We start from the raw sequence: 22441 nt of genomic DNA, 5'->3' as shown, positions 1-22441 counted from the left end.
GTTAAGGCGCATATTGATTGAAATTCAAGAGTTGATTGTAAAAAGTGTCGATACTTTCTTGGGGGGAAACCATGCTCGATGCCGCCGTTCAGGCATTTTTCATCGTGTTGCAGCCAGGGCATCTGGTCTATCTGATGGTCGGCGTCGGGGTCGGCCTGGCGGTTGGCGTCCTGCCCGGTCTCGGCGGAATTGTCGGCATGGCGCTTCTGCTTCCGCTTACCTTCACGATGGACGCGACGGCTGGTCTGGCGATGTTGATCGGCGTGGCCGCCGTGATCACCACGTCGGATACCTTCGTATCCGTCCTGATGGGAGTGCCGGGCTCGGCCGGATCGCAGGCAACGGTCGTTGACGGCTATGCCATGGCGCAAAAGGGCGAGGGCGCGCGTGCCCTGTCGGCGGCTTTTCTGGCCTCCATGTTCGGCGGCATCATCGGGGCGCTTGCCCTGTGCCTGTCGCTGCCGATCGCGCGCGAGCTGGTCCTGTCGTTCGCCTCGCCGGAGCTGCTGATGATGAGCGTCATGGGGCTTTGCATGATCGGCGTGCTGTCGGGCAATGCGCCGCTCAAGGGCATCCTGGCTGCCTCGCTCGGCCTGTTCCTCGGCACCTGGGGGGCATCCAACATCACTGCGGAATACCGATACTCCTTCGACATGGACTATCTGTTCGACGGTGTTCCGCTGGTTGTCCTGTCGCTCGGTCTCTACGCCATCCCCGAGTTTCTCGACGTCCTGTCGCGCGGCGGGTCGATCGCGCGCAAGGGGCTTTCGGTCGGATCGGGCTGGGGCGAGGGCGCGCGCGATGTCCGCCGTCACTGGCCGCTCGTGGCGCGCCACTCGCTTGTCGGCGTGGGGGTCGGGATCGTGCCTGGTCTCGGCGCCTCGATCGTCGACTGGCTCAACTACGGGCTGCTGGTGCGCACGGCCCGCGACAAGTCGAAATTCGGCTCCGGCGATGTGCGTGGCGTGATCGCGCCTGAAAGCGCCAACAACGCCAAGGAAGGCGGCGCGTTGATCCCCACGCTTCTTTTCGGGGTCCCCGGGAGCGCGGGCATGGCGCTCCTGCTGAGCGCCATGGTGGTTCAGGGCATTCAGCCCGGCCCGCGCATGCTGACCGACAATCTGGAACTGATCTTTGCCCTTGTCTGGAGCCTGGCGATCGGCAATGTCGTTGGAACAGCGATCTGCTTCGTGCTGTCGCGGCCGATCAGCCGCCTCGCGCTCGTGCCGTTCAATCTCCTGTTTCCGATTGTGTTCACGCTGATCATCGTCGGGGCCTACCAGTCGACGCGTCATATCGGCGACCTGATGGCGCTCATCGCCTGCGGGGTTCTCGGCTGGCTGATGAAGCGCTTCGGCTTTCCCCGCGCGCCGCTCCTGATCGGCTTCATCCTGAGCGCGCTCGTCGAGCGCAACCTCTGGATCACGCTCAATCGTTACGGATGGGACTGGCTGTCGCGGCCCGGCGTGCTGGTGATCGGCGTCTTCACCATCCTGTTCCTCGGATTTGGCGTGCGCGCGGCGCTGCGCCGGGAGAAAGCGGCATGACCAAGCGTGAGCGAACCTATCACCTTCTGTTCCTGGCGCTGCTTGCCGCGATTTTCGGCTACGGCCTTGTCACCGCGCTCGGGTTTTTCCCCGGAGGCCGGTTCTTCCCCGTCACGGCAACCGCCATCGGCCTTGCGTGCTGTGGCGCGCTCGCGCTGCATCTCTTTTGGGGGGCGGAGGCCGGAGCGGCGCTCGATGCCAGCACCAAGCCGGCGGAATTTTCCTATGCGGCGCTGTTCTTCCTCGCATTCGGGTTTTACATTGCGGTTGTCTATGCGACCGGTTTCTTTCCGGCCACGGCCCTGGCCCTGCTTGTCTTTCTTCGAGGCTATGCAAGGGTCGGACTGGTTGCGTCGGCCTGTGTCACAGGGGCGACCCTTGGGGGCACGTATCTCTTCGGCATCCTGTTGAACATTTCATGGCCCCGGGGGGTGCTCTCAAGCCTTGTCTAGTATCGCCGTCGCCTCTCGCTATGGGTTGAGTCTTTCGTTCGGACTGACGGGGGGCGCCGTCTTCTATCTGCTAGGCCTGCCCTTGCCCTGGATGCTGGGCGCGATGCTGCTGACCTTGATTTGCAGCGTATCGGGCCTGCCGCTGGCCTCGCCAAAGTCGGCGCGGCCGGCGATGAGCGCCATTATCGGCGTGGTGCTTGGAACCTATTTCCAGCCCGAGCTCTTTGCCCACGCCGGCGAATGGCTCTTCAGCATTTCCGCGCTTTTCGTCTTCATCGCGCTCGCGGGCGGGATCGGCGTGACCTATTTTCATTTCGTCGGGCGCATGGACTGGAAGACCGCCTATTTCGCCGGCATGCCCGGCGGGCTGATCGAGATGGTGCTGGCTGCGGACGCAAACGGCGCGGATTCGCGCAAGGTCGCACTGGTGCATTCGACTCGCATCTTCCTCACGGTGATGATGCTTCCGCCCCTGGTCACATGGATGGAAGGGGCGGCCGGACCCGCGTCCGCACGCCCGATGATGCCTGTCACGGTCGAAAGCGTCGTGCTGGTCCTTCTCCTCGCCGCGGGCGGCGCCCTGCTCGGGCGATTGCTGCATCTGCCGGCGCGCTATCTGATGGGACCGATGCTTCTGTGTGCGACGCTCAACCTCTCCGGTGTGCTGCATGATCTCGCTCCGCCGACATTGCTTGTCTGGGGCGCGCAGATCGTGATCGGAACGGTGATCGGCTGCCGCTTCATCGGTGTCGACTGGCGGCATGTCATCGGCGTCGTCGTGCTGACGGCGGGCTCGATCCTCGCCTTTTTGTGCCTCGCGTTTGCCGTTGCCATCCTGCTTCAGTCCGTGATGGGCATCCCGCTTGCGCAGGGTGTTCTTGCCTTTGCGCCCGGCGGGGTGGCGGAAATGAGCCTCGTGGCGATTGCGCTCCATGTCGATGCGGCATTCGTCGCGCTCCATCACGTGATCCGGATTTCGGTGGTGATGGCGGTTGCGCCGCTCGTGTTCAGGTTTTTGAAACGCGGCACGTAAAAAAGCGGGCGCCACGCAGGCGCCCGCTCGTTGTCTTGCCAGGATCGTTCGCCGCCCGGTATCAGGCCTCGCCCGGCCCCTTGCGCACGGAAAGTCCGGACATGTAATCGGCAACCTCGTCGGTCGGGATCACGTCGGCGTATTTGCAGTTCAGGTCGAACAGGCTCATGGCGTGGCTCGACTCGAACCGGTCGAAGGCGGTTTCTTCCGGGATGACCACCTTGAAGTTGAACGAATAGCCGTCGACCGCGGTGGCGCGCAGGCAGCCCGAAGAGGTGCAGCCGCACAGGATCAGCGTGTCGACATCCAGGAAATTCAGGTGGCTCATGAACATCGTGCCGAAAAAGGCCGACGGCTTGCGCTTGCCGATCAGGATATCCTGCGGCTGAGGCGCGAGCGGAGCCACGGTCTGCGTCGCGTGGCTGCCTTCCTGGCTGGTCTTTTCGGTGCCGCGGTGGCTCTTGCCGACCTGGACGCCGCTGTCGATCATGTCGGCGCGGCGCTCCGACTGCGTGTAGAACACCGGCAGGTTCTTCTCCCGGGCAATCTTCAGGAGGCGTTCGATGTGCGGCACGGTCTTCCAGCCGGCCTCGCCGCAATGGGTGCGGTATTTCTTCACACCCTCGCGCTGGTCCTCGCCCGGTTCGTCACCGCAGAAATTGTACTGCACGTCGATGATGAACAGGGCCGGCCGTGTCCCGAAGCCGCCACGCTTGCCGTAGCCGGCGAGCTGGAAGATTTCCTTGTCCTTGTCGGTCAGGAACTTGTCCCAGATGCGTTCGCTCATGTCTTGAAGTCCTTTCAGCCTAGGCGCTTGAGATAGTGTCCGGGGGGCGTGTCCAGGCGAACCGCCTTTCCATCATCCACAGTGAGGGTCCCGCGCAGAACGGTGTGCGTGACCGCCCCTCGGAAGGTCTTGCCCTCGAAGGGCGAGTAATCGGAGTGGGAGGGGTAGTCCGCCGGGTCGACCGTGGTCGATCCGGCCGGGTCGACGATCGCGAAATCGGCATCATAGCCCGGCTGGATCCGGCCCTTGTTCGGCAGGGAATAAAGCTCCGCGACATTGCGCGAGGTCGTTGCGGCCAGCGTTTCGATGGCCACGCCGCGCTTGTAGTAGCCTTCCTCGACCAATACGGGAATGATCTGCGCAAGGCCCGGGAAACCGGCGGTCGCCGTCCAGATGTCCGGTCCCTTCGTCGCGCGCTTGCGGGCAACATGGTCCGATCCGATGGTGGTGACCTCGCCGTTGCGCACGCCTTCCCACAGACCGTCGACATCGGCCTGGCTGCGCAGCGGCGGATTGACCTTGCCGATCGATCCGATGCCGCTGTCGGCCGTCAGGGACAGGTAGTGGATGCAGGTTTCGATATGGATCGGCGGACGTCCCGGATGACGCAGGCGGCGCACGAGGTCCAGGCTTTCCACCGCCGACATGTGGACGACATTCACCGGACAGCCCGCCTTTTCGCCGAAAAAGGCCACGCGGAAGACGTTTTCCGTTTCCAGGAAGCCGGGCGACTGCTCGTCCCACGCCTGAAGGTCGTCGCGTCCGGCGGCCTTGAGCGGCTCGCGGAACACCGGAATCACCTCGGTGTTCTCGCAATGAACGCTGACGACACCATTCTTGACGCGCGCGCCGGCCTGCAACGCGCGAAAGAGCAGGGCGTCGTCGACCTCCGTGAAGCCCTTTGCCGCGCCCGTTGCGCCCTTGTACATCAGGTAGACCTTGATGGAGGAGACGCCATAGCGCTTCGACAGCGCCTGCAACTCCTCGACATGGCGGGTCGACGTGACGCCGAAGTGGAGACCGAAGTCGACGCTGGAGCGGGCCTCGCCTTCTGCAATCCAGGGCGCGGTCGAGGCGTCGAGATCCTCACTTCGCCAGAAACTCATCAATCCGGTGACGCCGCCAAGCGCCGCGGTCGCGGTTTCCGTCGTCCAGTCGTTTTGCTTGTCGCCGAAGCCGATATGGGTGTGGGGGTCGATGACACCCGGCAGGATCCAGCGATCCGTGCAATCGATCACGCGTCCGGCCTCGACCCGCTCCGACGGATCCAGGATCGCCGCGATGCGGCCCCCGATGATGCCGATGCTGCCGCGCGACACGCCCTCGCCCGGGAAGACGATGTCGCCATTGGTAAGCGCAAGATCAAATTTCATTCCGCTGCCTCGCGTTGCATGGCGAGGAGCCGCTCGCCGCTGTCGTTCCAGACTTCCTGGCGAACGATCCGCCGGTTCACGATCTCGAAGCGATCGACGAAACGGATGCCGTCGAACGCTGTGCCGTCCGGCCACTCTCCATAAAGCGTTCCGGAGACGAGAACGACGGTCTTGTCGTCGTCCTGCCAGGCGTCACGTCGCGAAATCGATTTCCTGATCGTGTTGTAACGCCCACCGGAATTGCGCACGATCTGGGAGATGTCGGTGAAGTTGCGGCCGCCGGGGAAGGTGATCTGCGGTGCATCGCCGACAAAGGCCTGCGCTGCATCGAGATCCCGGCGTTCCATCGCGTCGAGATATCCCACCGCGATTTCCTTTGCCTCATCCAGGTCCATGCGTGTCTCCCTTTCAAGCTGGGTAAATGCGTGTGCCGGCCAAACCGCCGCCCGGTCTTGCCGGTTCAAAGGTGCCGGGACCCCGTGTCCGGGCCAGCTGCGGCCTCCGGTGCTGTCAGTTCGCCGAGCAGTGTTTCGAAAATTCCGCCGCGCGCGAGCTGAATGCGCTCTTGCGTGCCGGAAATGTCAATCCGCGCGGAAAAGTCGGTCACGGTTCCGTCTTCGGCTTGCGCGCGTACCTGCAGCGCCTTTCCGTGCGCAAGCGCATCCCGGATGCCGCTGAACGTGTAGCGCTCGAAGCCGGTCAGGCCGAGGTTGCCGGCCGTGGCGCCTGCGTCGAACACCAGTGGCAGGATGCCCATTCCGATCAGGTTCGCGCGATGGATACGTTCAAACGATTCCGCCAGAACCAACTGGATTCCGAGAAGCTTCGGACCCTTGGCAGCCCAGTCGCGGCTGGACCCCATTCCGTAGTCCTTGCCGGCAAGCACGAATGCGGGCGTCTCCGTCTCGCGATACTGCGTGGCGGCATCGAAGATCGTGACCGGATCGCCGTCCGGCGAAAGTCGGGTGAAACCGCCCTCCAGGCCGCCGGCAAGATCGTTCTTCATGCGCTGGTTGGCAAACGTGATCCGCGCCATGAACTCGTGGTTGCCGCGTCGCTGCGTGACCGCGTTGAAGTCCTTCGGTTCCACGCCGCTGTCGATCAGGTAACGGCCGGCCTGGCTGTCGGCCAGGATCTCGCCTGACGGCGTGACATGGTCGGTTGTCAGCGAATGACCTGCCTTCACCAGCACTCTCGCGCCGTCGATGACGTCCGGCAGCGGACCGCGCGTCAGATCGAAGAAGGGCGGGCGCTTGATATAGGTAGAGGCCGGATCCCAGGGGAACACGGCGCCGGTGGCCGTTTCCAGACCATGCCAAAGCTCGGATCCGTCGAACAGCGTCTTGTAGCTCTCGCGGAACCGGTCGGCCCGCTGGCTGTCGCGCACCAGCCGGTCGATTTCATCGCGGTCCGGCCAGATGTCGCGCAGAAAGACCGGCGTGCCATCGGCGCCTGTTCCCAGCGGTTCGGTCTCGAAGTCGATGTCGACGCGCCCGGCAAGCGCAAAGGCGACGACCAACGGGGGCGAGGCCAGATAGGCCGCGCGGCAGGTCTTGTGGATACGCCCCTCGAAATTGCGGTTGCCGGACAGAACGGCGGCCGCCACGAGACCGTTGTCGAGCACGGCCTCGGCGATTTCCGGACGCACCGGCCCGGACTTGCCAGAGCATGTGGTGCAGCCATAACCGACGATGTGAAAGCCGAGCCCTTCCAGCGGGGCCATAAGGTCGGCGTCAGTGAGATAATCGCGCACCAGACGCGACCCCGGGGCAAGCGATGTCTTGACCCACGCCGGCGTTTCCAGCCCGAGCGCGCGTGCGTTCCGCGCCAGAAGGCCGGCGCCGATCATCACCGAGGGGTTGGACGTGTTGGTGCAGGAAGTGATTGCCGCTACGGTAATCGTGCCATGCGTGAGTTCAACGTCCTGACCGTCAAGCCGGGTGCGAACGCGGGTGTCGATCTCCGCCTCGGACAGGCCGTATCCGCCGTCCTGTGTCGGCTGGGCGAGCGTGTCGCGAAAGGCCGGCTTGATCTCGGTCACCGATACCCTGTCCTGCGGCCGCTTGGGACCGGCGACACTCGGGACAATCGACGAAAGGTCGATCTCCAGCGTCTGCGAAAACACCGGGTCCGGGTCGTCGGTTTGCGCAAAGAGGCCGCTCGCCCGGGCATAGGCCTCGACAAGCTCGACATGCTCGGGCGCGCGCCCCGACTGGCGAAGGTAGTCTATCGTGCGTGCATCGATGGGGAAGTAGCCGACGGTTGCGCCGTACTCCGGGGCCATGTTGGCCAGTGTTGCCCGGTCGGGAACGGCAAGGGCTGCAACGCCCGGCCCGAAGAACTCGACGAAGGCGCCGACCACGTTCAGCTCGCGCAGGCGTTGCGTCACCGTCAGGACCAGGTCGGTCGTGGTCGCGCCCGCAGGCAGCGCGCCCGTCAGGCGCACGCCGACGACCCGGGGGATGCGAACGACGTATTTTTGACCAAGCGCGGCAGCCTCGCCGTCGATGCCGCCGACACCCCAGGCGAGAAGGCCCAGACCGTTGACCATCGGCGTGTGGGAATCGCAGCCAAGCACGAATTCCGGCGCGACAATGGGTCCGACGCCCTCCACGGCGACGGTGTCGACGACACGCGCGAGCTTTTCCAGGTGAACCTGGTGAATGATGCCGGCGCCGGGCGGGACCACCTTGAGACGCTCGAAGGCCTGCTGCGCCCACTTGAAGAACGCATAGCGTTCGTGGTTGCGCTCGTATTCCTTCTCGATGTTGCGCGCCTCGGCGTCCGCGCGTCCCGCGACATCGACGATAAGCGAATGGTCGACGACCAGCGTGACCGGCACGCTCGGCTCGACTGTCGCCGGATCCTTGCCCTTCGACGCAAGCACATCGCGCGCGGCGGCAAGATCCATCAGCGCCGGCAGTCCGCTGGAATCGGGAAGAAGCACGCGCGTCACGGAGAGCGGAACGACCAGATCGCCGTCGTCGCCGGACCAGGCTGCGACGCGCTCGACGGTCGCGCTCAGACCGGGGTCGACCAGGGCCTGCCGTGCCAGATTTTCCAGAACAACGCCAAGGCTTTTCGGCAGCGGCGTTTGCCGCGCCTGTGTCAGGGCCTTCACGTCGATGATGGTGTGAGCGTCCGCGCCGCTGTCCGGGAGCGTGGCGAAGGGTATGCGCGTTTGGCTTTGCATTGGTCCTCCTTTCCTTCGCACATATCTGTCCGACGAAAAAGTGTCAACACTTTTGTTGAAACAAGCTTGAATGTGGATGAAAATTGGGCTAGCGTCCCCGATATTGCAATATGTATCAGTGAAGTGTCGACAGAAGGGGCGTGTCTTGGCGGTGAAGCAGCAGAGGACTCTGGTCGACCAGGTTTTTGAGAAGATATTCGACCTTCTGGTCCGTGGCGAGATCCCCCTGGGCGGGGTCGTGAATGAAGCGGCGCTTGCAGAGCGTTTTCAGGTGTCGCGAGGTCCGGTGCGCGAGGCGGTGAAGCATTTGCAGGGGCGAGCGCTGGTCGTGAAGGAACCCTATCTCAAGGCGCGGGTGGTTGATCTGTCCGTTGTCGACATGATCCAGATTTTCCAGTTGCGCGAGGCCGTTGAAGGCATGTCGGTGCGCCTGGCGACACAAAACATGTCCAACGAGGGCCTGGACCGGCTCCTGTCGGATTTCTCCGACGCGCTGGAAAACCAGGACGGTCCGGCGCTCGATGTGCATGTTCGCATTGCCGAGGCGAGCGGAAACAGCCGGATCCGCTCGTTGCTGTGCGACGAACTCTACTACTTGCTGCGGTTGTATCGCGCCCGGTCCGGCGACGCGCCGGGACGACGCCAGAATGCCTTTTCCGAACATTGGCAGATCCTGCGTGCCATGAAGGCGCGCGATGCGGATCTCGCCGAATCCTTGATGCGCGCGCATATCGCGCGTGCCACCAGCGCCCTTCATGACCTTCTGGAATCCAGGGATGAGGACGGCGCGGACCAATCCGAAAAGAGGAATGCCGGATGAAGAAAACCGATCCCCGACAGGCAAAGCCGACAAGGGTCTTGCGGGAACTGCTCGCAGGCGAGGACATCCTCGTTTCACCCGGCGTCTATGACGGCTACAGCATTCGTCTGGTCGAGAAGATGGGCTTCAAGACCGCCTGTACAACCGGAGCCGGGCTGGCCAATTCGCGCATGGGCGTGCCGGATGTCGGCATCATGGGTCTGACCGACAATGTCGACGCCTGCCGGATGATCGCGCGCAGCGTTTCCATCCCGGTGATGGCGGATGCGGACACGGGCTACGGCAATCCGGTCACCGTCTATCACACGATCCAGCGCTTCGAGGAAGCCGGCGTCGCCGGTGTCAACATCGAGGACCAGGTCAGTCCCAAGCGTTGCGGCCACATGGCGGGCAAGGACGTGATCGACATGCGCGAGATGGCGCGCAAGATCGAGGCCGCCTGCGATGCCCGCCGCGACGACGATTTCGTCGTTCTGGCGCGTACCGACGCGATTGCCGTCGAGGGGCTGGAAGGCGCCATTCGCCGCGCGCGGCTCTATGCGAGCGCAGGTGCGGACATGATCTTCGCCGACGCCATTCAGGGCGAGGACCAGATCAAGGCCCTGGTCGACGCGGTTCCGATTCCGGTCTCCGTCAACATGGGCTTCGGCATTCGCAACCGTCCCACCACCCCGCTCGTGCCGATCCGTCGCCTGGCCGAACTGGGCGTCAGGCGCGTGACCCTGCCGCGCATGTTGCCGGCCGCCGCCCTGATGGCGATGGAAAACGCCCTGGCGATCCTCAAGGACTCCATTCCCAGTGGCGAGGTTGTTGATCGTCCCGACCTTCTCGTCGGCATCGACGATATCTGGGGGCTGATGGGCCAGCCCGAGGTCAAGACGATGGAAGCCTATTACAACGATCTGGATGGCGTGGATCTCGCACCGGCCAATGCGCCGCTGGAATCCGGCACGGCCGTTTAACCGGTCTCTTTCCATCGTGAAGCGAACAGCGGCGGCCCCTGTGGCCGCCGTTTTCGTTTGTGGGGGGCTTGCCGCGTGTGAGCCTGTGCCGTTTCTCCTGCGGCTTGTTTAAAGCCGGTGACGGGCAGATGCGGCGGGCACGGCCCGCGACACCTGCAAGCGGCACATGCGAACAAGCGGCACATGCGAAAAGAAAAGGGCCGGCGCATGGGCCGGCCCTTTTCAAACGACGTGTCGTTTCGCGGATTGCTAGAATGCCCGCTTGAGCCTGCGGGCACCGCGTCGCAGCGCCGGAAGCATCAGGAGCAGGATCAATCCGGCGGAGCAGGCGAGAAAGGCCGCGCTGATCGGACGGTCGATGAAGGTCGAGAGATCGCCGCGCGAAAACAGCAGCGCCCGACGGAAATGCTGTTCGATCATCGGCCCGAGGATGAAGCCCATCAGCAGCGGCGCGGTTGGATAGTTCAGCATGTTCATCAGGTAGCCGATCACGCCGAAGACGATGACCATGATGACGTCGAACGGGTTGTTGTTGACGCTGTAGACACCGACGCAGATGAAGAAGATCACCGCAGGAAACAACAGCCGTTGCGGGATCGTCAGGATGCGGACCCAGACGCCGATCAGCGGAATGTTCAGGACCAGCAGCATCAGGTTGCCGATCCAGAAGCTGACCACAAGACCCCAGAACAGGTCCGTGTGGACGGTGAAGAATTCCGGTCGGGGCGTGATGCCGTGGATCATCATTGCGCCAAGCAGAACGGCCATCGACGCATCGCCCGGAATCCCGAGAGCAAGCGTTGGAATGAAGGCGGCCTGGGTGGAGGCATTGTTCGCGGCTTCCGGCGCCGAGATGCCCTCGATCGCTCCCTTGCCGAAACGCGAGGGATCGCGCGCCACCCGCTTTTCCATGGCATAGGCAAGGAAGGCGGCAAGCGTCGGCCCGGCGCCGGGCAGGATGCCGATGAAGGATCCGATGCCCGCGCCGCGGATCGCCGGCCTCCAGGTCTGGCGCAGGTCGTCGCGGGTCGGCATGAGTTCGCGCAGGCGCACCTTCTGCAGATTGTCCGTCGGCCGGTCCGGCTGCCCCGCATTCTTCAGGATTTCCGCCACGCCGAACAGGCCCATCGCCATGGCGACGAGGTTGAGCCCGTCCTGCAATTCCAGGATGCCGAAGGTGTAGCGAATGGTTCCGGAGGTCGTGTCCATTCCCACCATCGCCAGGAGCAGTCCGGCGATCACCGAGATGATGCCCTTCATCGGGCTTCCCACCGCCATCGTCGCGGCGGCGATCAGCCCCAGCAGCATGATCGAGAAATATTCCGCGGAGGAGAACTGGAGCGCCATCTTGCCGAGGGCAGGGGCGAAACCCATCAAGAGCACGATGGCGACGCATCCGCCGAAGAACGAGGTGATCGTGGTGATGAAAAGCGCAACGCCGGCCCGTCCCTGTTTGGCCATCGGGTACCCGTCAAGCGCGGTCACCGCCGTGGTCGAGGTTCCCGGCAGATTGAGCAGGATGGAGGCGGTGGAGCCGCCGTACTGCGCGCCGTAGAAGATGCCGGCGAGCATGATCAGCGCGCTCATCGGCTGCAGGTGATAGGTGATCGGCAGGGTCATCGCCACGGCGGCGAGAGGGCCGATCCCTGGAAGCACGCCGATGAACATGCCGAGCGACACGCCGATCAGGCAAAACAGCAGGCCCTCCCATGTGACCGCCATTTCGACGCCGAGTGCAAATCCGGAAAACAGGTCCATAGCTTTTATCCTCCGAAGGGGGATAGCGGGATGCCGAGACCCCGGATGAAGATGGCGTAGCCGGCAACACACAGGCCAGCGGCAAGCAGCAGGCTTGAGCGCCAGGTCGACGAAATCTCCACTGACGCGCAGGCGAGCACGAGGATCACCGTCGAGGGTACGAAACCCACCCTGTCGATCAGCAGGGCCCAGGCGAGGATCCCGCCCATGATCAGGACGAAAGGCTTCAATCGCGGACGGGTCGCGCTTGGCGGGGTGTTGCGGTTCTGGATGGCGGCGATCGCCGCGCAGGCGACCAGAAGAACGCCGAGCGTGATCGGTACGAACCCGGGTCCCATGCGCGTGACCGAGCCGACGGGATAGTCCCGCGCGATCCACAGGGCGCCGAACCCGGTTGCCATGAAGGCGAAGGCCGCTGCCAGCTCCGCCCGGTTCCACTTCGCTTTCATACGTCCTCCCGGTTCGACTGAACCCGTTTCAAGAGCGTGGCGCCGGAGGCGAGCGAGGCACCGCCGCATTGATACAACGTTTGTCCGGTAATGCTGCCGGCATCTGGCCCGAGAAGAAAGGCGACAGTTCCGGCAATCTCCCCGGCGGTGACAAGTCGGCCGATCGGCGGAACCGCAACCGTCGCATTCGCGCGGTCGGGATCCGCCAGCATCGGCGTATCGGTTGCGCCCGGCGCCACCACATTCACTGTGATGCCGCGCGCGACGAGGTCAAGCGCCAGCGAGCGCGCCAACCCGTCGAGGGCCGACTTCGACGCGGCATACAGCATTCGTCCCGCGCGGCCCTGTGCGGCTCGGCTGGACACCAGCACGATGCGGCCCGCACCGTCCGTCATGGTCGGTGTGACGGTATCGGCAAGACGTGCCGCAGCGGCCACATGAACGGCCCATAGTTCTGTGCCACCGTCGTTCCAGGTGGCTTGATGGGCGTCGCTGCGCATCACGCCGGCTGCATGGACCAGCGCCGTCCAGCGTTGGCCCGCCACCGCACGGCAGACGCGCGCGCAGGCCTCATGATCCGCAAGATCGGCAACGATATGGTCGTGGAGGGCGGGAGAGGTCGGAGTGGCCGGCGCGCGGTCGATACCGGTGACACGCCAACCCGCCTGCGTCAGGCGTTGTGCGACTGCGTAGCCGATGCCCGAAGCCGCGCCCGTGACCAGCGCCGTCGCCATACCGTCGCCCTTCAATGATCTGTCGTTCATTCCGCTCCCGATTGCCCGGGCCGCCGCCCGCCGTCCTTCGCGACCGCCTTCATACTCCTATTTTGGGTCAAACTGTCAACAGTATATCTATTCGCTTGAATCTTTGGTTGACTGCCGGACATGCGCCCGATTGGTAACCTACGGAAAACCACGAATAAATAGTAAGCCGATAACGTCAGTTGCATGGGCGACCCGCTTCTCGGAAAAGGTCTCATGCGATTCCGCGCAAAATGGTTGACACTTCCGCCTTCTCTCGGGAATAGTGTTGACACTTTTAGGGAGCGGAGAGAACATGAGGACAATTGTCGGGGTTTCCCTGCTTTTGGCGTCGGCGGCACCGTGCATGCGGTGGTGGCCATGACGCAGCCTTTCGACATCGAGCTTGACGTGCTGGTCATCGGCGCGGGCGGCTGCGGCCTGACGGCTGCCGTTGCCGCGCATGAGGCGGGCGCCGAAACGGCGATTGTCGAAAAGCTAGAGCGTGCGGGCGGGAACACCGGCCTTTCCAGCGGATCCGTGCCGGGAGCGGGGACACGCTTCCAGGCACTTGCCGGGGTCGCGGACGATGCCTGTCGGTTCCGCCGCGACCTGACGCAGGTTTCCGGTTCCCACGATGTGCCGCACATCGAAAGGATGCTCGCCGACATTTCTGCCGAGCTTGTCGAATGGCTGGTGGACTGTGCGGGCGTTAATCTGGAGCTGGTGGAAACCTACCGTCACGTCGGGCATTCGGTTGCACGTCTTCATGCGCCGCCGTCGCGCGACGGCGCCGATCTGGTGCGGGATCTGGAGCGCGCCGTCGAAACGCGGGGCATCGCCGTCGCCTTCGGGCAGCCGGCGGTACGATTGCTGGTGTCGGGCGAGCGCGTCGTCGGGGCGGAGACCCTTGACCGGCGTGGCGAGGTCACACGGATCGCGGCGTCTTCTGTTGTTCTTGGATCCAATGGCTTTGGCGCTTCGCGCACGCTGCTGGATCAGCTTTGTCCGTTGGCGGCACGTGCGGAATACGCCGGTGCGCCGGGAAGCGAAGGCGAGGCGATCCGCTGGGGGCGGGAACTCGGCGCGGGCCTTGGCAATGTGAGCGCCTTTCAGGGCCATGCCGGACTTTCCGCCCGCAATGGCGCGCTCGTGACCTGGACCGTGATCGAGCGCGGCGGGATCATCGTCGATCGTCACGGAAAAAGATTTGCCGACGAAACGATCGGCTATTCGGCCTTTGCCGCGCAGGAGCTTTCCGCCGACGGCCCGTTTTACATGATTTACGACCGGCGCATTGCCGACGATGTGCGCGCCGGACAGCCGCCCTTTGCGCAGGTGTGTCAGCCGGGCGTGAGCGTTCAGGCGGATACGCTTGACGATATCGCGCACCGGTTCGAGCTTGATCCGCAGACGTTGTCTCGTACGGTTGCGGATGCGTCCCGCGCGGCCCGGGGCGGCGAGGATCCCTGTGCCCGGCGCGACTGGGGCCTGGGCGCGCTTGCCGCGCCCTATTGCGCCACGCCGATCACCCCGGCCCTGTTTCACACACAGGGCGGCCTGATGATCGACACCGATGCCCGTGTGCTTCGCACGGACGAAACGGTTGTCGACGGTCTTTTTGCCGGCGGCGGAGCGGCTGCCGGCATCAGCGGCCGAAGCGGTGCCGGCGGATATACGTCCGGAAACGGACTCCTGTCCGCACTTGGCCTCGGCTACGTCGCCGGGCGCGCGGCGGCCCGAAACGCCATGCAGGTGGCTCAGCCCCACCTTGCATCTCTTTCCCATACCCATGTCCAACACGGAGGATGACATGTTACGCAAACTCACAGGCCTGATGGCCGGCGCGGCACTTGCGCTTGGCGCAACGGTGGCCCAGGCGGAGGACTTTCCGTCCCGCCCGGTGACCATCGTGGTGCCCTATTCGCCCGGCTCCACGGACACTCTGGCACGGACGCTGTCGGAAGGTCTGTCCAAGGAACTCGGCACACCGGTCGTTGTCGAAACGCGCCCGGGTGCTGGCGGCACGGTTGGTGGCGCTTATGTCGCCAATGCCGATCCGGACGGATATACACTCCTGTTTGCAGTGAGTTCCGTGCAGACCGTGGCCCCGCATCAGCGTGAGCTTCCCTACGGGTTCGACGATCTCAAGCCGGTTGCCCGCGTCGCGGTCGGACCGAATGTGATCGCTGCAAGGGTCGGCGCGCCTTTCGAGACCATGGAAGAGATGATCGCCTATGCCAAGGAGAACCCGGACAAGGTGAGCTACGGCAGCGCCGGCACCGGTGGTGCCACGCATATTGCCGCAGAGGCGATCGCCCGTGAGGCAGAGCTCGATCTGTTCCATATTCCCTTCGGCGGTGTGACCCCGGCGATTGCGGCAACCGTTGCCGGCGATGTGGATCTGGTGCTTGGCTTTGCCTCCGCGATCCTGCCGCAGGCCGAATCGGGCAAGCTTGTGGCCCTGGCGCAGTTGAGCGAAACGCGTGCCTCGCTCGCTCCCGACCTGCCGACGCTGATGGAAGCCGGTGTCGACCTGGCCCTGCCGCCCAACGTCGGTCTTTGGGCGCCGGCCGGAACGCCGGACGAGGTCGTCAACAAGATCTCGGCAGCCGTGAAGGCGGCCGCCGCCGGCGAGACCTTCGTCAACTTCGGCAAGTCGACGCTCACGGAGATCGATTATGCCGATGCGATGACCTTCACGGAGGTTCTCCAGGCTGAGAACTCCTACTTCGCATGGCTGCTCCCGACCATCGACTTTACCAAGTAAGTCGGTTTCCCAGTCGCGAGAAGAGGCCGGCGCCGGCAACGGCGCCGGCCTTTTTGCATTCGTCTCCCGCCGGCGCCGTCACGGCATCGCGCTGCCGGCCCGCCCGTCCGCCTGGCTTGGACGGCGCGTCGTTTCGCGAACAACAAGCTCGCCCGCAAATTTTAGCTGTTCCGGACGCGTGGCGTCCGCTTCGATGTTTTGCAGGAGAAGTCTCACCGCTTCCGGCACCATGACGTCGGGCGGCTGGGTCACGGTCGTCAGCGCATAGGACGGCCAGGCCGCCATCGGCGCGTCGTCATAGCCGACAACGGCGACATCCTGCGGTACGGACAGGCCGAGCTCGTGGCGCAGGACGTCGAGCGCGGCCACAGCCATATGATCGTTTGCGCAAAACAGCGCGTCCGGAAACGGCGGCGCGGCAAACAGGCGACGCGTGGCCGCCCGCGCCTCCTCGCGATCGTAATGCCCGATGTCTTCGCGGTAGAGCGTGCGCCCGTTTTGCGCCAGCATCCTGGTGAAACCCAAACGGCGGTCCCGATCCGTGGAGCTTCCCGCCCAGCCAGCAAGATAGGCGATGCGATCATGGCCGCAGTCCAGCAGGAAGCGGGCGACTTTCTCGCCGCCGTCGACATTGTCCGAACTGACCGCCGAAAGCGTTTCGTCGTCGAGGGTGCGGTTGAACAGGACCACCGGAATTCCGTTCGAGGCACATCTTGCGGCGAGTTCGGATGACAGGCCTGCAGACACCATGATCAGGCCGTCGACCTGATACTCCAGCAATTCGCCGAGGATGACGTCCATCGTGTCCGTGGACTGCTGCGTGAAAAACATCAGCGCATGGAAGCCGTTGTGCTGCAATTGGCGGGAAAGTTTTTCCAGGACATTGGGATAATAGAGATTGTCGAGATAGGCGACCACGATTCCGATCATGCCGGAACGCCGGGTGATCAGGGAACGGGCTATCTTGTTCGGCCGGTAACCCAGCGCGCTCGCGGCTGCAAGCACCTTCGCGCGCGTTTCCGCGGAAACGCTGGCGCCTGGCGTGAAGGTTCTGCTTACCGCTGATTGACTGACTCCCGCCAGGCGAGCGACGTCGAGAGAGGTTGCGGCCGCCATCGCTCTATCCGGCCGTCCAGCCACCGTCGATCATGACCGACGAGCCGGTGATGAGCGCCGCGGCGTCGGATGCCAGAAACACCACCGCCCCGGTGATGTCGGTGACCTCGCCGGTCCGGCCGAGGTGGATCTTCGAGCGTATCCAGTCCATTCGCACCGGGTCCTGCATCGTGGAGGCGGTCAGCGCGGTGGCCACGAAGGTCGGGCAGACCGTGTTCACCCGAACGTTGTGCTTGCCCAGTTCGATGGCCATCGCCCTGGTGAGCCCTTCCAGGGCGTGTTTGGAGGCGGTGTAGATCGTCCGGTCGATCCCGCCGACATGCCCCATCTGGCTGGACGTCTGGATGATTGATCCTCCGCGTCCCTGCGCCACCATGCCGCGCGAGACCGCCTGTGCGATAAAATACGCAGCGCGCACATTGACCGAAAACACCGTGTCAAAATCCGCGGGCGTTGCATCCAGAAACGGGCCCGGGCGATTGATCCCGGCGTTGTTGAAGAGAATGTCGAAAGCGCCGGCCCCGTTGATCGCCTCGAGGGCCGAGGGCAGGTCGGCGACATCCAGTGGCAGGATTTCCGCAGTCCCGCCCGCCTTGCGGATCGCCTCGGCGCCCGCCGTCAGATCCGCGCGCGAGCGCGCTGCAAGCACGACACTGGCGCCAGCATCGGCAAGTGCCGCGGCCGCCGCCAATCCGATCCCGCGGCTGGCGCCGGTCACCAGGGCGCGCTTGCCCTCCAGGCGAAACGATGGCGGGTTCGGCAGGGGCGTGCTCATGGTCTGGTCGTCCTTTCTCTCGCGTCTTGGCCCTCAAAGGGCCGACGAAACCCTCAAGCAGGCACGAACGTGCGCAATGGCGCCCGATGTCGGCCACAGCCGGGCCTTTCGTGGTGCGGGTAGCTCTGTGCGTTTTCCGCGCTTTTCCCCGCCGCAGCCCGCCGCTGGAGCGGCCCGCCTGCCGGGTCGGACGCCCGGGGTTCAGATGGGTGATCGTGTTTTTCGCCTGACCTGGCGTGTCGCCTTGCGGTTGTCCTGCCCTTTCGATCAAACTATCGTTCGGGACACGGATAGCCAAGGCCCATGCGGCACGCGCGCGCTTCGGAACACCGGATTCGCATGCATTTTCAGCGATAGATCCGGCGTTGCCTGCAATCGACATTGACCGCCTTGTCAGGGCGGTCTTAGGATCGTGCACAAATCCTGGTTGTCGAAGCTGGACTGGAACCTTGCATGATTGATTTCGCTCTTCGCCGTGCCCGCCGCCTTGGCGCGGCCACGATGGTTGCCGCCGGTTTTGCCCTCGCGTTCGGCCTGGGCGCGTCCGGGCCGGTGCAGGCACAGTCGGGCGGGGAACAGGGCACGGGGGAGCCGGCTCAAAACTGGGTGGTTCAATGCAGCGAGGAAACCCCGAAGCAGTGTCGCGCGATGCAGAACATCGTCATGCAGAAGACCAGTCAGCGTCTTTTGACGGTCGTTGTCGAGCCCCGCGAAGGCGCGCCCAATCATGCCCTCGTCCTGGCCCTGCCCCATGGGGTGTTTCTGCCTGCGGGGGCCACTGTCAAGGTCGACGACGGAGCGCCTGCGCCGATGGTCATACAGACCAGCGACGCGAATGGCGCCTACGCGGGAATGGCGATCAGCGACGAATTGCTGGCATCGCTCAAGAAAGGCACCCAGTTGACGGTCGCGTTCAAGACCGCGCAGCGCAAGGACCTTGCTGTCCCCGTCACGCTGATCGGGTTTACCGCGGCATATTCGCAGCTGGGCGGCTAGGGCGCGGTCCCCGTCCTGCCGACACCATCGAGGGAAATCGCCGCTTTCATCAAGCGGCGATTTGTTTTGGACTGATGAGTGAGTGTCACTCGCCCTGTTCCAGACGCACCAGCTCGCCCCAGTTGCGCATCGACATCATGTGACAATAGATCGCCGGCAGTGCGTCGGCATGGCGAAGGTCGAGGAAGGCCTCGTCCGAAAGCGCCGCAAAGCGTTTGTCGTCGACGACCAGGAAATCGTTCACCGTCAGCACTTCGCCCGATGCCAGCGTGAACCGTCCTGCATTGGGAACCAGAAGGTCGTGTTCGGCGAGTTTGGCGAGAACGCGTTCGCTGGCCTGGGCTTCGCGCTGGAACGCCCCGCAAAACTCCAGAGCCTTGCGCGTGATCTCGGCCGGCTCGCCGTCCTCGAAAAGCGCCGTCCCCTCGTCCGTTCCGACCTTGTCGCTGGCCGCGTCGATGCAAAGGACGAACTCGCTCTGATCCTCGCTGCGCGCCAGCACGAAGGGATAACGCCGGGCGTAGGAGGGGATGTAGGTGTTGGGCTGCCAGTTTCCTTCCCCGTCCACGAACAGGTTTTTGCCAGCGCGCAGGCCAAGTACGGCAACGGCGGCCGGCGGGGTGGTTCCAGCCGCGAACACGATGGGGTAGTGGCGCGCGGCGGCGGCGAACTCGACCGCGTTCAACGGAACCGCGTGGCTGGCTTTCGAGAAGGCGTAGTCGGGGGTCAAGTCCACGCGAACGTCCGCGTGGCGTTCAGAACGGATGGCTTCCGCGCGTTCGTAAAACAGCGGCATGCCCGACGGGGCGGCCTCCGCCTTGCGCGGTGCGGTGCCGTCGGCCTCTGACTGTGTCATGCTGGATCGTCCTTCGCCGGTTGGGACGTTGCGGGAGGAACGGGCGTGTCTCGGACAGACCCGGTCGAATGGCACTTTTTGTACAATTCCTATCGCAGGTTGCCTAGGGTCGGAAGCTGGGTATATGCATACTGTCGGTTGCGGAACTCCGGTTCCGGTAACCTCGATCCGTGAAATCAGCAACTGCTGCGAAACCGGGACTGTCCATGGCGCAATCCGATGCCGAAAAAAATTGGATCAGGGGCACGCATCTGGGCGTTGCGATCACGGGCGAGGACATTGTTCTCGACGGCGGGGTCTTTCGCGACTGCCGGTTCGACGCGTGCCGCCTGCACTACGACGGAGGAATGCTCCCCGTTCTGACAGGATGCCATTTCAACGATTGCACATGGCTGTTCGGCGGGGCGGCCGCGAACACGTTGACCATGCTTTCGGCGCTCAACCAGGGCGGGTTCGATGTCATTGTCGAGCGCACGCTTGCCGCGATCCGCAGCGGCACGATTGCCAGGCCGGCGCCGGTGGAACAGGCGAGCACCCCGGGCCGCCGCAGGGTGATCGATCTCGGGTTCGGCCAGTTTCCGGTGCCAAAAGTGTTGCGCAGGTCGGCGGCGCGGCCGACCGGCGGCTCCGGCCCGGGCCGACACGACAAGAAAGGACACGACACATGAGCGAACAGATCGACCTCTCGGCTGCGACCATGGCCGACTTCGAGGCCTGCAGGGACAAGCCGATCCGGCTCACGCTCGATGGCGAGAGCATGCCTTTGACAATTGCCGAGATCGCTCCGGTCGGTGGACCGGAACGCGATGGCGGGGCATTTTCCGTCGTGTTCCGCGGGCCGGTGGAGCCGGTTGTCGAGCAGGCGATCCATCAGATCGAGATCGAGGGCACCGGCGAAACGGCCCTGTTCATCGTTCCGCTCGGACCCGATGGCGAGGGAATGCTCTACGAGGCCGTGTTTAACTAGGGGCGGCGTCGCCCGGGGGATCCCACCGCAGCAGGTGGTAGACACCCTTGTCCTCGCGCTTGGTGAAGCCGAGGCGCCGGTAGAGCCGCATTGCCGGATTGTTGTGCTCCACGTGGATGCCGACGCCGAGACGCTTGCGCCCGGCGAGGTCCATCACGTCGCGCAGCATGGCGTCCCCGTAGCCTCTCCCCCGGCTTTCCGGCATCAGGGCGATGTCGATGATGCGGATTTCGGAGGGCCATCGCTCCAGATACAGCCGGCCGATGGCGATGCCGCCGCGTTCCACGACCAGCCAGTCGGCATCGGGATAATGCTGCATGTAATGGGCATGCTGCGCCTGGAACTGCATGTCGAGAAACGCGGTCTTTTCGGCGTCGCTCCACGGCAGCGGCGCGACCTCCTCGCGCCGGGTCGAGGCGTAGAGCGCTGCCAGGAAAGGCAGGTCGGCTTCCGCGATCCGGCGGAAGGAAAGCCCGCGCCTTGCAGCGCGGGCGAGTTCGGGAAGATGATTGCCTGATTTGGCGGGCAGGATGTCGGAAGCATCCATCATTTCACGTCGGCGTCGCCGTTGGAGGCGTGAGATCGCGTATGATGCCGAAGGCGCCGACGCCGCCGGTGGCAAGCACCGTCCATCCGGCCGACCAACTGGATGAGTCGATCGTGTATTGCGGGAGCGCCTGGAGACCGCCGGAGCCGCCGTCCTGCTGAGCGTACATCAGACGACCGTCGGCGCTGTAGTTCATCGCCGCGGCGCCGAGCCCCGGGACTTTGCCGACCTTCTCCCATCCGAGCCAATGCTGGAAGTGACTGTCGATCTGCAAGTTGCCGTAGAGGCGGCCCTCGTCGTCCGCCGCGAGCAATACCACGTGATTGGCCGCATTGAAGGAGGCGGAGACGGAGACCATCGCGCCGTCGAGCACGCCCATGCGCGCCCACCCGGACCAAGTCTCGGAACCGGGAGGGTCCTGGCGGATCTGCATGATGTTGGTCTCGTCGCCGATCATGAAGATGTTCACGGCGTCCTGACGGTCGAGCACAGCGGCGGGCACGCCGCCCGGCGTGCCGCTGGTTTCGTCGGTGATCGTCGTCCAGCCGGTCCAGTTCGAGATATCGAAGGCGTTGTCCACCTTCTGTTGATTGACCGCTAGCGCTTCCTGACCCTCGGGCCCGATGTTGGCGATGAGCATCACGCGCCCGCCGGCATTGTTGGTGACGACGAGGGACGCGACATCGGAGCCGGGAAGTGCCTGCCAGTCGCTCCAGGGTTTGTCCGGCGGCGCGCTCTCGTAAACCGTGACCTTTATCGGCTCGCTCTGCCCTGGCGGAATCTGCTCCACCGTCGTTTCGACGACCTTGTCCGGGTTCTGGAAGGCCCAGTACACCGTGCGGTCGGCGACGGCGAAGGCCGCGATCCGACCGCCGGCGTTGACCGTCATGCCGAGCTGCGAGACCTGGGTCACGCCGGACGGCATGCCAAGGCTCACGGGTGCGATCCAATGCTTGTCGTCCGTCGAATTAGGCGTTTCGGCGATATACTCTATGTCCGGGTTGATCCCTTCTGTCTGCGCCACCAAGGCGACGCGTCCGTCATGGGTGCAGCCGGTGGCGAGTCGGTCGTAAGGCTTGTCGTTGATGGCGGCCCAGTTTCCGCTCCATGGGCCATTCGGCTCGGTTTGCGCGGTCCACATCAAACTGTTGCCCCGATCGGTGCGGATCGCGACCACCATCAGCCTGGAGAGTTCGGCGAAGGGCGTCATGGCCGGCTCGTCGGTGGACGAGGGCAGGAAGGCGTCGTCTTCCAGTGTCAGTTCGGTTGCGTCAGTCATATGCGCGCTCCCATGGGTCTG

At 64.3% G+C, this 22441-nt stretch carries 22 protein-coding genes; 10 read left to right on the top strand and 12 right to left on the bottom strand.

The features are described 5' to 3' along the window. The first annotated feature begins 71 nt into the window (after positions 1–71). From G572_RS22765 to G572_RS0105910, 3 genes are read left to right on the top strand one after another with little or no spacing between them, the layout of a single operon-like run. Entirely contained in the window at positions 72–1547 is a 1476-nt protein-coding gene (locus G572_RS22765; RefSeq protein WP_051241741.1) for a tripartite tricarboxylate transporter permease, read from the top strand. Further along, positions 1544–1999, top strand: a complete 456-nt coding sequence (locus tag G572_RS25365) for a tripartite tricarboxylate transporter TctB family protein (protein WP_029057679.1) — start codon at positions 1544–1546, stop codon at positions 1997–1999. Before G572_RS22765 ends, G572_RS25365 begins: the two co-directional genes overlap by 4 nt. Further along, positions 1992–3032: an AbrB family transcriptional regulator gene (locus tag G572_RS0105910; RefSeq protein ID WP_084649913.1), complete on the top strand. Its 1041-nt coding sequence runs from the start codon at positions 1992–1994 to the stop codon at positions 3030–3032. Before G572_RS25365 ends, G572_RS0105910 begins: the two co-directional genes overlap by 8 nt. A 61-nt stretch (positions 3033–3093) precedes the next feature. Here G572_RS0105910 and G572_RS0105905 read toward each other — a convergent pair whose 3' ends face one another. The 4 genes from G572_RS0105905 to acnA form a co-directional block, all read right to left on the bottom strand. Then, entirely contained in the window at positions 3094–3819 is a 726-nt protein-coding gene (locus G572_RS0105905) for an isochorismatase family protein (protein WP_029057677.1), read from the bottom strand. 14 nt (positions 3820–3833) lie between these two features. Beyond that, positions 3834–5192, bottom strand: coding sequence for a dihydroorotase (locus G572_RS0105900; protein WP_029057676.1), 1359 nt, complete (start codon positions 5190–5192; stop codon positions 3834–3836). Further along, a complete protein-coding gene (locus G572_RS22760) occupies positions 5189–5587 on the bottom strand; it encodes a nuclear transport factor 2-like protein (protein ID WP_051241738.1) in 399 nt (132 codons plus the stop codon). The genes G572_RS0105900 and G572_RS22760 overlap by 4 nt, the downstream gene beginning before the upstream one ends. Before the next feature lie 65 nt (positions 5588–5652). Beyond that, positions 5653–8385, bottom strand: a complete 2733-nt coding sequence (acnA, locus tag G572_RS22755; protein ID WP_051241735.1) for an aconitate hydratase AcnA — start codon at positions 8383–8385, stop codon at positions 5653–5655. A gap of 151 nt (positions 8386–8536) precedes the next feature. Between acnA and G572_RS22750 the strand changes: the two genes are divergently transcribed. Continuing rightward, positions 8537–9205, top strand: a complete 669-nt coding sequence (locus tag G572_RS22750) for a GntR family transcriptional regulator (protein ID WP_208979044.1) — start codon at positions 8537–8539, stop codon at positions 9203–9205. Then, positions 9202–10167 (top strand): isocitrate lyase/PEP mutase family protein, encoded by a 966-nt coding sequence (locus G572_RS22745; protein WP_084649911.1) that lies wholly within the window; start codon positions 9202–9204, stop codon positions 10165–10167. The genes G572_RS22750 and G572_RS22745 overlap by 4 nt, the downstream gene beginning before the upstream one ends. Before the next feature lie 249 nt (positions 10168–10416). Here the strand turns inward: G572_RS22745 and G572_RS0105875 are convergent, their stop codons facing one another. The 3 genes from G572_RS0105875 to G572_RS22740 are packed head-to-tail and all read right to left on the bottom strand — an operon-like array spanning position 10417 to position 13138. Continuing rightward, entirely contained in the window at positions 10417–11925 is a 1509-nt protein-coding gene (locus G572_RS0105875; RefSeq protein WP_029057675.1) for a tripartite tricarboxylate transporter permease, read from the bottom strand. Positions 11926–11930: 5 nt separating this feature from the next. Further along, positions 11931–12374, bottom strand: coding sequence for a tripartite tricarboxylate transporter TctB family protein (locus tag G572_RS0105870; RefSeq protein WP_029057674.1), 444 nt, complete (start codon positions 12372–12374; stop codon positions 11931–11933). Then, the gene (locus tag G572_RS22740; RefSeq protein ID WP_051241730.1) at positions 12371–13138 is read right to left on the bottom strand and encodes an SDR family NAD(P)-dependent oxidoreductase; all 768 of its coding nucleotides are present in this window, start codon (positions 13136–13138) and stop codon (positions 12371–12373) included. Before G572_RS22740 ends, G572_RS0105870 begins: the two co-directional genes overlap by 4 nt. A gap of 357 nt (positions 13139–13495) precedes the next feature. Here G572_RS22740 and G572_RS22735 point away from each other — a divergent pair, with 357 nt between their 5' ends. Together G572_RS22735 and G572_RS22730 are read left to right on the top strand one after the other, a co-directional pair. Beyond that, the gene (locus tag G572_RS22735) at positions 13496–14926 is read left to right on the top strand and encodes an FAD-dependent oxidoreductase (RefSeq protein ID WP_084649941.1); all 1431 of its coding nucleotides are present in this window, start codon (positions 13496–13498) and stop codon (positions 14924–14926) included. 1 nt (position 14927) lies between these two features. Continuing rightward, entirely contained in the window at positions 14928–15884 is a 957-nt protein-coding gene (locus G572_RS22730; protein WP_169391291.1) for a tripartite tricarboxylate transporter substrate binding protein, read from the top strand. 78 nt (positions 15885–15962) lie between these two features. On the opposite strand, the gene G572_RS0105850 is transcribed toward G572_RS22730, so the two are convergent. Next, positions 15963–17000 (bottom strand): LacI family DNA-binding transcriptional regulator, encoded by a 1038-nt coding sequence (locus G572_RS0105850; protein WP_029057673.1) that lies wholly within the window; start codon positions 16998–17000, stop codon positions 15963–15965. A 4-nt stretch (positions 17001–17004) separates the two neighbouring features. After that, positions 17005–17775 carry an SDR family NAD(P)-dependent oxidoreductase gene (locus G572_RS0105845; RefSeq protein ID WP_029057672.1) on the bottom strand — a complete coding sequence of 257 codons (771 nt, stop codon included), beginning with the start codon at positions 17773–17775 and terminating at the stop codon, positions 17005–17007. Between the two features lie 453 nt (positions 17776–18228). Between G572_RS0105845 and G572_RS22725 the strand changes: the two genes are divergently transcribed. Then, the gene (locus G572_RS22725; RefSeq protein ID WP_051241722.1) at positions 18229–18771 is read left to right on the top strand and encodes an invasion associated locus B family protein; all 543 of its coding nucleotides are present in this window, start codon (positions 18229–18231) and stop codon (positions 18769–18771) included. Between the two features lie 85 nt (positions 18772–18856). On the opposite strand, the gene G572_RS0105835 is transcribed toward G572_RS22725, so the two are convergent. Further along, complete coding sequence (locus G572_RS0105835) at positions 18857–19627, bottom strand: SapC family protein (protein ID WP_029057671.1); 771 nt, start codon at positions 19625–19627, stop codon at positions 18857–18859. A 206-nt stretch (positions 19628–19833) separates the two neighbouring features. Here G572_RS0105835 and G572_RS25360 point away from each other — a divergent pair, with 206 nt between their 5' ends. Both G572_RS25360 and G572_RS22715 read left to right on the top strand, forming a co-directional pair. Next, complete coding sequence (locus G572_RS25360; protein ID WP_051241719.1) at positions 19834–20295, top strand: hypothetical protein; 462 nt, start codon at positions 19834–19836, stop codon at positions 20293–20295. After that, complete coding sequence (locus G572_RS22715) at positions 20292–20594, top strand: DUF6916 family protein (RefSeq protein ID WP_037545938.1); 303 nt, start codon at positions 20292–20294, stop codon at positions 20592–20594. The genes G572_RS25360 and G572_RS22715 overlap by 4 nt, the downstream gene beginning before the upstream one ends. Here the strand turns inward: G572_RS22715 and G572_RS0105820 are convergent. Both G572_RS0105820 and G572_RS25355 read right to left on the bottom strand, forming a co-directional pair. After that, positions 20587–21144 (bottom strand): GNAT family N-acetyltransferase, encoded by a 558-nt coding sequence (locus tag G572_RS0105820; protein WP_156884492.1) that lies wholly within the window; start codon positions 21142–21144, stop codon positions 20587–20589. The genes G572_RS22715 and G572_RS0105820 overlap by 8 nt on opposite strands. A 1-nt stretch (position 21145) precedes the next feature. Further along, on the bottom strand, positions 21146–22420 hold the full coding sequence (locus tag G572_RS25355) for a DUF8189 domain-containing protein (RefSeq protein ID WP_051241717.1): 1275 nt from the start codon (positions 22418–22420) through the stop codon (positions 21146–21148). Positions 22421–22441: the final 21 nt, after the last annotated feature.

It is taken from the genome of Stappia stellulata DSM 5886, from assembly GCF_000423705.1.
In the GTDB taxonomy this organism is placed as follows: domain Bacteria; phylum Pseudomonadota; class Alphaproteobacteria; order Rhizobiales; family Stappiaceae; genus Stappia; species Stappia stellulata.
This window is presented reverse-complemented; position numbering and strand designations above follow the sequence as displayed.